Source organism: Rahnella sp. ChDrAdgB13, from assembly GCF_017655185.1.
GTDB classification, from domain to species: Bacteria; Pseudomonadota; Gammaproteobacteria; order Enterobacterales; family Enterobacteriaceae; genus Rahnella; species Rahnella contaminans.
This window is the reverse complement of sequence record NZ_JAEMGT010000055.1, coordinates 1-12,902: the sequence shown is the minus strand read 5'-3', so window position 1 is coordinate 12,902 and position 12,902 is coordinate 1. Positions and strand designations below refer to the sequence as shown.

General features: G+C 36.5%; 14 protein-coding genes and 1 pseudogene. All 15 read left to right on the top strand.

Annotation, left to right across the window (positions count from 1 at the left end; all coding sequences use genetic code 11):
* Positions 1-549: 549 nt before the first annotated feature.
* Positions 550-1,737 (top strand): acetyl-CoA C-acetyltransferase, encoded by a 1,188-nt coding sequence (locus J8X26_RS15415; RefSeq protein WP_208951327.1) that lies wholly within the window; start codon positions 550-552, stop codon positions 1,735-1,737.
* Between the two features lie 23 nt (positions 1,738-1,760).
* Positions 1,761-2,501 (top strand): acetoacetyl-CoA reductase, encoded by a 741-nt coding sequence (phbB, locus tag J8X26_RS15410; RefSeq protein ID WP_050917462.1) that lies wholly within the window; start codon positions 1,761-1,763, stop codon positions 2,499-2,501.
* 36 nt (positions 2,502-2,537) lie between these two features.
* A complete protein-coding gene (locus J8X26_RS15405; protein WP_208951326.1) occupies positions 2,538-3,530 on the top strand; it encodes a 3-oxoacyl-ACP synthase in 993 nt (330 codons plus the stop codon).
* 23 nt (positions 3,531-3,553) lie between these two features.
* Positions 3,554-5,332 (top strand): indolepyruvate ferredoxin oxidoreductase subunit alpha, encoded by a 1,779-nt coding sequence (locus J8X26_RS15400; protein WP_208951325.1) that lies wholly within the window; start codon positions 3,554-3,556, stop codon positions 5,330-5,332.
* Complete coding sequence (locus J8X26_RS15395; protein WP_208951324.1) at positions 5,316-5,918, top strand: 2-oxoacid:acceptor oxidoreductase family protein; 603 nt, start codon at positions 5,316-5,318, stop codon at positions 5,916-5,918. Before J8X26_RS15400 ends, J8X26_RS15395 begins: the two co-directional genes overlap by 17 nt.
* Before the next feature lie 27 nt (positions 5,919-5,945).
* On the top strand, positions 5,946-7,172 hold the full coding sequence (locus J8X26_RS15390) for a multidrug effflux MFS transporter (protein ID WP_208951323.1): 1,227 nt from the start codon (positions 5,946-5,948) through the stop codon (positions 7,170-7,172).
* Positions 7,165-7,881, top strand: a complete 717-nt coding sequence (locus J8X26_RS15385) for an acetolactate decarboxylase (protein ID WP_050917467.1) — start codon at positions 7,165-7,167, stop codon at positions 7,879-7,881. The genes J8X26_RS15390 and J8X26_RS15385 overlap by 8 nt, the downstream gene beginning before the upstream one ends.
* Before the next feature lie 16 nt (positions 7,882-7,897).
* Positions 7,898-8,641, top strand: a complete 744-nt coding sequence (locus J8X26_RS15380; RefSeq protein ID WP_208951322.1) for an acetolactate decarboxylase — start codon at positions 7,898-7,900, stop codon at positions 8,639-8,641.
* A 225-nt stretch (positions 8,642-8,866) separates the two neighbouring features.
* Positions 8,867-9,667 carry a LuxR C-terminal-related transcriptional regulator gene (locus J8X26_RS15375; RefSeq protein WP_208951321.1) on the top strand — a complete coding sequence of 267 codons (801 nt, stop codon included), beginning with the start codon at positions 8,867-8,869 and terminating at the stop codon, positions 9,665-9,667.
* 318 nt (positions 9,668-9,985) lie between these two features.
* Positions 9,986-10,918, top strand: coding sequence for a hypothetical protein (locus J8X26_RS15370; protein ID WP_208951320.1), 933 nt, complete (start codon positions 9,986-9,988; stop codon positions 10,916-10,918).
* 138 nt (positions 10,919-11,056) lie between these two features.
* The gene (locus tag J8X26_RS15365; protein WP_208951319.1) at positions 11,057-11,251 is read left to right on the top strand and encodes an AlpA family transcriptional regulator; all 195 of its coding nucleotides are present in this window, start codon (positions 11,057-11,059) and stop codon (positions 11,249-11,251) included.
* A 14-nt stretch (positions 11,252-11,265) separates the two neighbouring features.
* Complete coding sequence (locus J8X26_RS15360; protein ID WP_053011602.1) at positions 11,266-11,853, top strand: DUF2857 domain-containing protein; 588 nt, start codon at positions 11,266-11,268, stop codon at positions 11,851-11,853.
* Positions 11,843-12,052 (top strand): TraR/DksA family transcriptional regulator, encoded by a 210-nt coding sequence (locus tag J8X26_RS15355; protein ID WP_050944182.1) that lies wholly within the window; start codon positions 11,843-11,845, stop codon positions 12,050-12,052. Before J8X26_RS15360 ends, J8X26_RS15355 begins: the two co-directional genes overlap by 11 nt.
* 407 nt (positions 12,053-12,459) lie before the next feature.
* Entirely contained in the window at positions 12,460-12,681 is a 222-nt protein-coding gene (locus J8X26_RS15350) for a hypothetical protein (RefSeq protein WP_208951318.1), read from the top strand.
* A gap of 77 nt (positions 12,682-12,758) precedes the next feature.
* Positions 12,759-12,902, top strand: a pseudogene (locus J8X26_RS15345) (transglycosylase SLT domain-containing protein); the annotation flags it as partial.

The window sequence follows — 12,902 nt, the reverse complement described above, 5'->3', positions numbered from 1 at the left end:
AAAGCAGAATATCTCGATGCCCGTAAAGCGATGATGCAATGGTGGTCGGATTATCTGGATGCATGCAGGGATGCTTTTCTGCCTCCTTATGTATGGAACCGGGTGCAGAAAAGATAAATATCCTAATTAGGAATATCAGTAATTGACGAATACAATAAAAGCAGAACAGGTCGTTTAGTGTTCTGCTTTTTATATTAGCTAGCATCATGTCTTAAACAGAACTTCTCACATTGCTAAAACAAATTAGCCCGCAAAACTGTGGTTGAACCTCCCACATTTCAGTACATCACTACCGCATAACAAGCAGGTTACTTTAAGCAATAGACAGAGGCCTACTCTGGTAATTTCCTTTTTTGTTTGAGGGACTTGGTTCTGCTAATAAAACAAAGAACAAAGTTACATGTTGCAGATGTTAATGGAAAAAAATCATTTATCACAAATCATTAACTTAAACGGGTGAGAAAAATCACCCCAAAAAATGTTAAGGAGTGATGAAGTCAAATTTTCAATGGAGTAAAACAAATGAAATAATAAATTATTGGAGACTGTATGGCTAACGATGTTGTTATTGTATCAGCGGCAAGAACTGCTATTGGTTCTTTTGGGGGAAGTCTATCAAACTTTCCAGCAATTGACTTAGGGGCAGAAGTAATAAAGGGGCTAGTTGATAGAGCCAAAATATCTAAAGAAATTATTCAAGAAGTTGTTATGGGGAATGTCCTCACCGCAGGACTTGGACAAAACCCCGCCCGACAGGCAGCATTGAAAGCTGGACTACCTATTGAAACCTGTGCCTATACCATTAATGAAGTATGTGGTTCAGGTTTAAAAGCAATAGCGTTAGCATACGATGATATTAAATGCGGCAATGCCGATATTGTCATCGCCGGTGGTCAAGAAAATATGGATATGGCCGCTAGAATTCTGTCAGGTTCTCGTACAGGGAAAAGAATTGGCGACTTAAAACTAATTGACACACTTATTAACGATGGATTAAGTGATGCATATAGTAAATGTCATATGGGTGTAACCGCCGAAAATATAGCAAATCACTTTCATATAACAAGAGATGAACAAGACGAGTTTTCTTATGGTTCCCAACAAAAATGTCGAAAAGCTGTTGATGAAGGGAAATTTATTAATGAAATTGTTCCATTATTTTTGGAAAATAATGCTACAGATACAGTTTTTGATAAAGATGAGTTTCCAAGGCCAAATACGACACTAGAAAAACTTCATTCTTTAAAACCAGCATTTGATAAAAATGGCACCGTCACAGCAGGAAATTCGACTGGTATAAACAATGGGGCATCAGCAGTAATTTTAATGTCTGAAAAAAAAGCCAGTGAATTAATGTTGAATCCTATGGTTAGAATCATTGCCTGGGCAGAAGTAGGGGTTGAACCTAGTTTAATGGGGACTGGGCCAATAGAAGCATCTCTAAAAGTGCTTAAAAAAGCAAATCTAAAAATAGAAGATTTAGATTTAATAGAAGTCAATGAAGCTTTTGCAGCACAGGTGATTTGTATAAACAGAAAATTAGGGTGGGACGTTGAGAAAGTAAATGTCAATGGCGGTTCAATAGCATTAGGCCATCCAATTGGTGCTTCCGGTGCAAGGATCCTTACGACATTAATTTTCGAGATGATAAGAAGAAAATCTCATTATGGATTAGCAACATTATGTATTGGTGGAGGGATGGGAATCGCAATGATTGTCGAAAATATTAATAGTTAAATCGTATATTAATCGAGGTGGACATGAAAGGAAAAATAGCTTTAGTTACTGGAGGAACCCGAGGCATCGGCTCTTCTATAGCTAAAATGCTACATAATGAAGGACTGAAAGTTATTGTTATATCAAAAAATAAATCATTGGGTGAAAAATGGATAAACGATTCTCATGCAGAAGGATATGATGATTTAATATATTTCCCATGTGATATAAATGACTATGCCTCATGTAATAGCCTCATTTCACAAATAATCAATGAATATGGCTCTATAGATGTATTGATTAATAATGCAGGCATTACAAGGGATAGAACATTTAAAAAAATGTCCATTGAAGACTGGTCAATTGTATTAACAACCAATTTAGTTAGCCTATTTAACATCACTCAACCAATTGTAAGTAAGATGATAGAGAGTAAATATGGAAGAATAGTTAACATTTCGTCGGTTAATGCGGAAAAAGGACAGTTTGGTCAAACTAATTATTGCGCGGCTAAAGCTGGAGTTGTAGGCTTTACCAAAGCATTAGCATTAGAACTCGCAAGCAGCGGAATCACAGTAAATGTTGTATCCCCAGGATATACTGAGACCGATATGGTATTGGGGAAAATACCAACGACCACTCTGGGAAATATTTTAAAAGAAATACCAATTAAAAGACTCCTAAAACCTACTGAAATAGCCGAAGTTGTACGCCTACTGATACAAGAGGATTCTACCTACATCACGGGAGCAAATTTCAACATTAATGGGGGTTATTATATGTAGCAGATATTATTGAAAACCATTAAGGAGTTAATAATCATGAGCTGTGGAATTACAAGTATCGGGCTATATATACCCCCTCAAACAATAACATCATCCCAAATATCTAAAGAAACTGGGATTCCTGAAAGCATATTGATAAATAAATATGGAATTAGTAAAAAGCGAAGAGCTCGCAGTCATGAAACAAGTTATTTTATGGGAATTAAAGCGGCTGAAGATGCTTTGAAAAAATCCGAAATAACCGCTACAGACTTGGATGTAATAATTTGGGTCGGGAGCCAGAATACCGAGAAGTTTATGTGGGTTACGGCGATTAGTTTAGCTTCGGATCTAGGTGCTGATAATGCCTGGGCATTTGATATGACCGCTTTATGTGGATCAATGCTGGCAGGGATATCCATTGCAAAATCATTATTAGATTCGCACCAAGAGTACAGCAACATTCTTCTTGTTGGAGGATGTAGAGACATAGATTATTTAGATACAAACAACCCAAACACACACTTTCTATTAGATTTAAGTTCTGGGGCAGCGTCAGTTTTAATTAGCAATGAAAATTGTAGCAACACCATATTAGGGGATAGTTTCAAATGTGATGGTTCTCTATCTAATATGTGCTATGCAACGCGAGAAACAAAAAAAACACATGGCAATAGTGACATGCAAATAAGATTTCTCATGAATGATTCTGAGAAATTCAAAAACACGTTGAATATGACATCAATAAATAACTTTGAAACTGTAATAAAAAATGCATTGAAAAAATCCAATATGACTCCGAGTGATATTGACTATCTTGCAATTTTGCATATCAAAAGGTCAGCACATGAAGAAATATTAAAAAGAATAAACTTGGAAAATTCAAAATCATTATACCTGTCAAACTTTGGCCACATGGAGCAATTTGATCCCATTTTGTCATTATTTTTAGCAGAATCAAAAGGTTTAATTAATAAAGGAAGTAATGTGGTATTGGTTAGTGCTGGCCTTGGGTTTATTTGGGGAGCAATTGTAATCTATTATAAATAATTTAATAAAATATCGAGGCTAATATGAATAAAATATTTACTGCAAATGATGCTGTAGCAAGAGGCGCGTTTGAGTCAGGTGTTAAGGTCGCTACTGGTTATCCTGGTACGCCATCAACATCAATCATCGATGATATTATGAGGGATTATAAAGATATTTATTGCGAATGGTCTGTAAATGAGAAGGTAGCATTAGAAGTCGCAATGGGGGCATCATTTTCTGGTGCTAGAAGTTTAGCGGTAATGAAGACCGTTGGTTTAAACGTAGCTCACGATGCCTTGATCTCAGCAGCACAATCACAGATAAACGGGGGCCTTGTTATTGTAGTTGCTGACGATGTCGGAAGAATAACCGATGATTATAATGATTGCCGTTATTACGGTAGAAGTGCCGGCGTCCCGATATTGGAACCAAGTGATAGTTTAGATGCACTAAAATTGACAAAACTTGCATTTAAATTAAGTGAATTATACAGTCTCCCTGTGATAATCAGACTTACTACTGTTACGTGTAAAACTAGTTCGCTTGTAAATATAGATGAAAACTATCAATATTCAGCGAGCAAAAACTTGAAATTTATAAGTAGCTGCTATGCCGTATTAACCACTACAACTATCATGGGAATGAAAAACAGTGATAATCCGAAAGTTACAAGATTCAATAATGATTTTGTTCATTCGATGGATAGATTGAGAGACAATTTATCAAATAATAGCAACATCAACCCTCTTGAGTTAAAAGATAAAAAAATTGGTTTTATAACATCTGGCGCATCATACCTCTACTTGAAAGAAACGTTACCTGATGCCTCCATACTTAAACTTGGCGCTATACACCCCCTACCCATAGGATTGATAAAAAAAATATCCACCTATGTGGATAAATTATATGTAATTGAAGATGGGCAATCTGTCATCGAAAAAGAAATAAGATCCATGGGCATTAACATCGCTAAAGACGTTGATCTCAAAAAATTCCCAGATTTCACATTCTTCACCCCGGAAATAATAAAAAGCAAATTCCTAGTGAATGATATCGTTGCACAACCATTGCAAGACATTCCATTTAGGCTGCCAATGAATTGTGCTGGCTGCTCTCATCTGTTTGTATATTATATACTGAAAAAATATCACATTAAGGCAACCACAGATGTAACTTGTGGCGGGTTAGGTATTTTTCCACACATCAATGCATTCACTAATGCTAAACATATGGGAAGTTCTATCGGAATAGCGCACGGTTTCAATTGCGCTAATGATGATAAAGAGAACTATATAGCCGTTATAGGGGATGGAGGTTTTTGGGCTACAGGTATAAATGGTTTAATAAATCTTACTTTCAATAAGAGTAATACAAAAGTAATCATCGTCGATAATCAATGTATCGCAATGACTGGTGGCCAGGATGTCCCATCCTCCAGACCTGAATATTCATCGTCACTCGATATAAAAGAGACTTGTCATGCTTTAGGCATTCAAGATGTAATAGAAGTCGATCCTTATAAAATTGATGATTTTGAAAAAGACGTAATTTCCTCACTCAATAGAGATGGGAACGGGGTAATTATCGTCAAAAAAGAATGCCTAGTTAAGTTTAAACCAGAAGTAAAAGGACAGTGTACAATAGATAACGAAGCCTGTTTGAAATGCAAAGCTTGTCTTCAAATCAGTTGTCCCGCACTGGAAATATTAAAAGATAATGGAGAAGAGAAGATACATATTGACTCTGGTCTGTGCGTGGGATGTAAATTATGTCAAACAAACTGTAAAAATGGGGCAATAAATTATGAAGCAATTCAATAAACTAAATATAATATTTTGTGGTATTGGTGGCCAAGGTATTATCTCGCTTGCTAAACTAACTCATAAAATACTATTTATTGAAGGGTATGAAGTTAAATGCTTCGATGTCATGGGATTAGGGCAAAGAGGAGGAAGTGTTTCTTCTCATCTTCGGTTCTCTAAAGAAAAAATCTTATCACCTTTAATACCCGTAGGTCAGGTTGATTATCTAGTCGGCCTTGAACAAACAGAAGTACTGAGAAACATACATTATTTATCAACTGATGGATACTTAGTTGCGAGCGATTACAAGTTAACTTCGCCTAGCGTCAATGCTGGCTTGGAACGTGATACCCCTTACACCGTGAATGATGTATGTGCCACCAAAAAAATAAAAAAAACAATTTTTTATAAAAATATTCTAGAGAGTGAAAACATAAGTTACGTGAATCTTAATTTTTCCTTATTGTCTATATTATTATGCTTGCTAGATTATGATTTAGAGTCTGCAAAAGAGACTATAAAGACAATCATTCCACAAAATAGGATCCAAGAAAATATTCTTGCTTTTGAAAAAGGAATAGATTACTTCAAAAAGCAAGCCTAAGTTGAATCATATAACCCGGAGTTAGAAATGGAGCTTATGAAAGATCAATATTCATCTGTGACAATGTACCAAATAAAAACACTTATATTTGCAATTCCATTTTTAATGGGATTAGGAATTGATTTATATGTTCCCTCATTACCTGCAATAGCGAACTCATTTAACTCACCGAAAACTGCGGTACAACTATCTATTGCAACATATATGTTTGGCTATGGGATCGGTCAGTTTTTTTTAGGTATAATTTCCGATTCTTTAGGGAGACGATTAATTCTTAAAATTTGCAGCATAGTTTTTGTCTTATCAAGTTTACTTTGCATTTTTTTATCTCCATCAATTTACTGGTTAAATTTTTGGCGATTTATTCAAGGATTAAGTATTGCCGGACTTGCTGTTGTTGCGCGCGCTATGATTGTTGATGTCTTTTCTGGAAAAGATTTATTTAAATTTACGAATTACTTTGGGCTATGTTGGTCACTCGGCCCAATAATAGGCCCTAATATTGGCGGATATTTACAAAATTATTTTAACTGGCAAGCTAATTTCCTTTTCTTTGCTGTTTATGGTCTCGTTCTGGCCTTTGTATCTTTCAATAGATTCCCTGAGACCAATAATAATTTAAAAAAAATAGGTGAATCATTCAACACTGACAATATAAAAACAGTAGCTTTAGATACTCGCTTCCTGATTTATTGTTTTATAGGTGGTGTCGGGTATGGGGTTATTGTACTTTTTAATGTTGTGGGACCATTTTTATTACAAAAAAAGTACTTAATTACTCCTATCCAATATGGGCACTATGCTCTATTGCTCGGGTTTGCATATTTTTTGGGCTCATTAACAAATAAAAAACTAGTTGACACACATAAAAATGGTGACATTTTGATGTTAGGGCTTAGTGCATGTGTTGCAATCAGCATTACATTTTCATTATGGTCACAATATTCTGTCTCTTCTTTAAAAATCATCATTAGCGGTCTCTTCCTTATTTTCTTTTTCATAGGATTTATTGTCCCAAATACTTTAGCTAACTCAATGAAAATTTTCCCATCAAGAGCCGGCACTGCAAGTTCAATTTTCGGTACGCTAACAGGAGTCATAGTTTCGGTAATATCGTCTGTAGGCTCCGCCACCATATTACTGACGGCAAGCTCACTTTTCTTTAATTACATTTTTTACTTCCTCATTTCTCTTTTTCTTTTTTTAATAATAAAGATTAGATTTATTTCAATGAATGGAGATAACAATGAATAGAGAAGTATTTCAATTATCCATCTATGGAGCAACTTTTGTTGGCCTGCTGGATGGTGTTTTAGATTTAGCACAAATTAAAAAGTATGGCGATTTTGGAATTGGTGCAATAGAAAGCTTAGAGGGCGAGCTAACTCTTTCTAATGGTATTTTTTATCACGCAAATTCTGACGGCGACATTCAAACTCCTGAACCACATTTTAAAACTCCAAAGATGACTGTAACGAAATATATTGCTGACAGAAAATTCACTATTGATGAAGAAATTACTTATCCAACTTTTAAAAAAATCTTGATGGGAAAACTACCTTCTTTAAATTACATATATGCAATTAGAGTAAAGGCAACTTATAAATGGGTGAAATTAATGTCTTATCCAAAACAGGTGAAACCTTATCCAACAATTGATGTAATCTCTGGTAACAAGATAATTAATACAATTAATAATATAGAAGGGAGCATGATCGGATTTTATACACCTTTACCACTAGTAGATTTATGTGGCCCTAGTTTACATTTTCATTTCTTTGATAGTGAACATAAGCTTGGAGGACATATTGTTGATTTTTGTTTTTCTGGCATCACAGTCGAATATCAATATAAAAACACGTTAAACATTCAACTTCCTGATAATGATGATTTTCATAAAAGTAATCTAGATGGAGTAAAAGAACAACTTGATAAAATAATTTCTTCTTTAGCTAACTCATAAGAAAATTGGAGGCAACATGCTTAATTCAAATGAAATTGATAGTTACACTCAAATATCCACAAGCCAAACATTGTGCAGCGGTTTGTTAGAAACCAATTTCAAAGTCAAAGACTTATTGAATTACGGTGATTTTGGATTTGGCGCTACGGCAGGAATGCAGCATAATATAATGATCTTGGATGGGGAAATAATATCCCCGACACTTGATTTTATTGATGAACATGTAGCTATTAGTTTTATATCACACTTTACACTAGATGGTAACTTACAGATAAATAATGCAATGGGCATTAAGGAACTGCGCAATAAAATTAAAGATAATTTCAATTCAACAAATATCATCAATTTAGTTAAAATTAAAGGTAATTTCGATTTTGTGAAAACTTCTTCATTTCCTAAGTTTTCAAGACCATACCCTGTAATCACAGCTGACATTGTTAATCGATCAGTTAATAGCCGCCATTATTCAACATCAGGTACACTACTGGCTTTCTGGCTTCCTGAATTTTGCAAATGCATTAATGCAGGAGCAGGAGGATTGCACATTCATTATATAAGTAATGATAAAATGATTTGCGGACATGTTTTGGATTGCAATATTTCGTCAGGAACTGCTGAGTTTTCATCCAAGCACACAATATCATTAAAACTACCTGAAAGCTCTGAATTTCAAAACCTAGAGTTAGGAAGTAATGATGAACTTATCGATAATAGAATAGAAGCCTGGGCCAAAGATGGTGTTGGTGGTAAAGAGCTTTGAGGATCTATATGAATGCGGACATTGAAAATTCATTCTCTCGGGAAAAGTACTTTCATCCTCCATAATAATTATTTGTGACCCTTATATAATTTATTAGCATATAGAAATATTTATTGTAACTTATTGAATTTATTGCATTTAAGTTGACATTTTTTTTCACCCTTGCTTTTAAAGGCTTAATGGTATTAATGTAAAGGAAATATATTGAACAATGTTAGGTATATAATGAATTACATACAGTTAAAGAATGGTTATTCATCTCTAGAAGTTTCTGATGACAGGCCCAAGCTGCAGCTTTCGGATATGGAAACTCAGAACACTCTTAAAAGAAACAATCATCTAATTCAAAGTACGAAATCATTCTTAATTCATGTTCTTGACAACATTTTGGTAGAAGATAAATTCATTATTTTAAGTGACGAGACAGGAGCAATAATTAATATAATTAGTGACACCCCTATCATGCAACATTTTTTTGAATGCGGCTTCAAATTAGGCACTAAAATGACTATCGATTCAATAGGAGAAAACGCTCTTGCTCGCTCACTAATAAGTAAAAATATAAATATATCCAGACCTGACCAACATCAAATCAATTTTTTAAAACAATGGACTGAAATTGGAACGCCAATTATTGTAAATGATGACATCGTAGGTGCAATTTCCATATATATAAAATTTGAAGAAGATATATCACACTGTAACCTAGTCATTGATTTAATATCAAGATACATTTCAGCTCTATTAGAAAAAGAAAGTTTATCTAAATATAAAACTGACAAAACCCGTTTTTTTGGATACCTGATATTAAACAATGAGTTCGGATTGACACCTAAGGAAATACAAATTTTATACGAATTATTTCGTGGTGAAAAGTTATCTTCGCTGCCAAAAAAATTATTCGTATCGACTAATACTGTAAAAACGCATTTAAAAAATATTTATAGCAAATTAAATGTAAAAGGATATAAGGAATGTTTATCTCTGATTGATGGTGTAATCATGGATAAATTACGAAATTCATAGTATCCAGTGTCCATAGAAACTGATTATGTACTATATCATCCATTAATTATTTTTTATTGCCTTTTCAGAAGCCATGATTATTTTTTCAATTTCTTGTGTGGAGTTTGTCCCAACAATAACAGTTCAAAAGAATATCAATAATAAACCATCCAATTTACAAATACCTCACTCAGTTTAAAAGGCTCATGATTTATCTGTTCTTAATGATTTGCATAATATTTCAAGGGTAATTATTCCTCTACACACATCTATCCTTCCCTGGTTTATTCAATGTGGCTTGCTGCCCAAGAGTCGTGGTTAGATGAAAGGAGAAATATAATGCCAGAAAATAACAACCCGGTAAGATTCATGCAAAAGACGCAAGAATGGGTGACTATTCAAGAGGCTGTAGAAATAGCTTCTGATCATTTCGATATGAAAATCAGTTGTAGTGATATTTTACGTAACGTTCTTTATGGGAATGTTTTTATATCCATATATTTCCAATCACCGGTTATACTCCGCAAGGTAAAAACCACTAATTACAAAGTAAAACTAACTCCCCTAACTGGCTCACTCATTCATCGTCTTTGCAATTTGGATAGCGTAAGCTTTATAAATAATGAGCGCTTTAAAGTTAGCACTGAACATGAATATATCAGATCTAAGGAGCGAGTTATTGACACTCCCTTACTTGGCTATGAATATGTTATTATTCAGAAATTGCTTGCACAGTCCCTCAAATTACCCTTACCCATAAAGGGGGCACATGATAATAACTATGGCATTTCAGTTTGTTATAAAGGAGATATATTCCAAATTTTTGAAAAGATAACATTGCACGACAGAATTAAGCAACAAATAGAACGACTTCCAAAAGATATTACACCAATATTTTCTGAACATGATCCTTATGTAGACGTGGATGAACAAAGTTCGAAAAAAATTTTCCCTATTTATATTTTACCAAAAGATGCTTTTTTTGTTATCCGTAATGAGGAGTTCAATAAATTACTTAATCTCATTGTTAAAAATAAAATACCGCCATCATCTTCTACACGGATATCAACACCACTATCTCGCTTGCTCTGGCTTGCCTGTAGGCATAATGAGACTATTAGTCCTTTAGTAAAACAACCATATAAACTCCTCTCAATCTTTGAACAATGGGCATCAGCCGATGGCATAACCGATAGACTGAGCGGAGATACACTTAAAACCGCACTGGAACGCGGATCTCCCCTTTATACACCTGCTTCCAAACAAAAATGATATTTCATGATCTGACCTAAAAACCCGAATTACGGATCATCAAATCCTTAATACGGGTTCATCAGCTTTACCTTCCAGCTTTCCTCGTGCTTTTTTGTAGCCTCCAGAATTTTTTTTATTTTTGTACTGGAGGAAGTTATGACATCTCATCAGTTATTACGACTTAAACAGGTTGAAGTAAAAACAGGCCTGAAGCGTTCTCAAATCTATCTGTATATGAAGGACGGTACCTTTCCCCGTTCAATAAAGATTGGCCCGGCCAGTGTGGCCTGGCTCGAATCGGAAATTGACGAATGGATCAATATTAAATTAGTCCGCCGCTCAATAGGCTGAAGGGAGAAAACACCATGACTATCCCATCACTGAATTACGCCGTATTAACCGATGCTCTGCACGCATTGAAGGATGGCAACATCCGTCGCTGTGAATTACTCGGATTCACTTTCGACGAAATGAATGCCCTCAACCAATTGTCACTAGACGAGCTGTTTATCATTAGTCGTGAGTCTGCGCCATTTTTGGCTGTGACGGTTCATCACGACGCATTACGCCTGCTTCTGGCGAAGTCCCGTGAGGAGGTTCTGCAGCAACACCGTATCAACCACGCCATTCAGCTGGGTGGGTCGATTGCGTTGCTAACTCACTATTTTGGTCTCACATCCAATGAGGTCAGCCTGCGTCGTAGGTTGCTGGATATCACCATCCCTCATGGCCGGACACCCATCCCGGATGAATGGACCGATGCCCGGATCTGGGTGCAATGGCAAAAATGCAGGGTAGCTAATCTAGAATCAACCGAGGCACTGGAGGCGATGATACAGGTCACTGAGAAATTGTCCGCCCAGCCCGATAACCCCTCGCTCACTGTCGTTTGGAACCGTATCAAGCTTTTCGAACGTGAAGCATCTGATAGGGAGACGTCTCATGCCGGATGAGATCGACCGCGATCAGGAGTTTAATGAACAGCGGCTGGAAGATATGATTGAACAAAGCCGTTTCAAACCCGCTGTAACGCCTTCATTACTTCACTGTCAATTCTGTGGGAAACCTATTCCAGAGAAAAGGCGGCAGACACTGCCCGGGGTGACGACATGTACGGATTGCCAGTCCATTCTTGAACGTCGCAGACGCTAATCATTATGCCGGTTACGCGCGGGGGAGTTTCTCTTCCCCGCGCGTTTTTATATTCCCCTATCAGTCAAGAATCCGTTGATTTATTTTATTACCTCCATCAACAGATGGTTTAATCCCGCCAGATAAATCCATCTTTAATTTTATTAACTCTCTTTGTTGTTTTTTGAATTTATTATATCGAAGAATTTTTTAATATTGCATTCTAAATGCGTCGTAATTCAATAACTGATCTTATGGACGTTTATTCGTTCGGGACGAGCATTGCTCTTTAAAAATAAGGTTCGGGCTGTCACGAAACCACAATTCAGGGTGCCGCTGAATGTTCTCTCTGACCCGTTGAAACCGGAATGCAGAATTGGGATGTGACATTTATTTAACTCATCGTTGTTTTTATTAGAGGAGGCCTCATGCGAAGACCCATTTATCACGTATTTGTCACCCAGGAAAGTCAGCCCGACCCACAGGGTGAAAAAAATACCTGGTGGACGAAAGTCGGCGTGGCTTTTGCCCATCACGGTAAACCCGGCCTGAACGTGGTACTGACACCCGGCATTGCCGTTTCCGGCAAGTTAGTGCTCCTTGAGCCCAGGGATGACGGCGATGCGACACAGGATACTCAGCCCGTTTAACCGCCCTTCTCCCTTTTTCCGGCCCTGTGCCGTCTGATGGCGGTACGCGTTGCCCGGTTCACCGTTCCGAGGCCATCATGCTTTCCACCACCGTATTTCTGGCGGCGGCCATGCAGTGCGCCGCCAGCGTTCACCCGTCGACGGCACTCGATGTGGCGCGGGTCGAATCCGGTTTGAATCCGTATGCCATCGCTGAAATTCTGCCCGATGGCAAAGGCGTG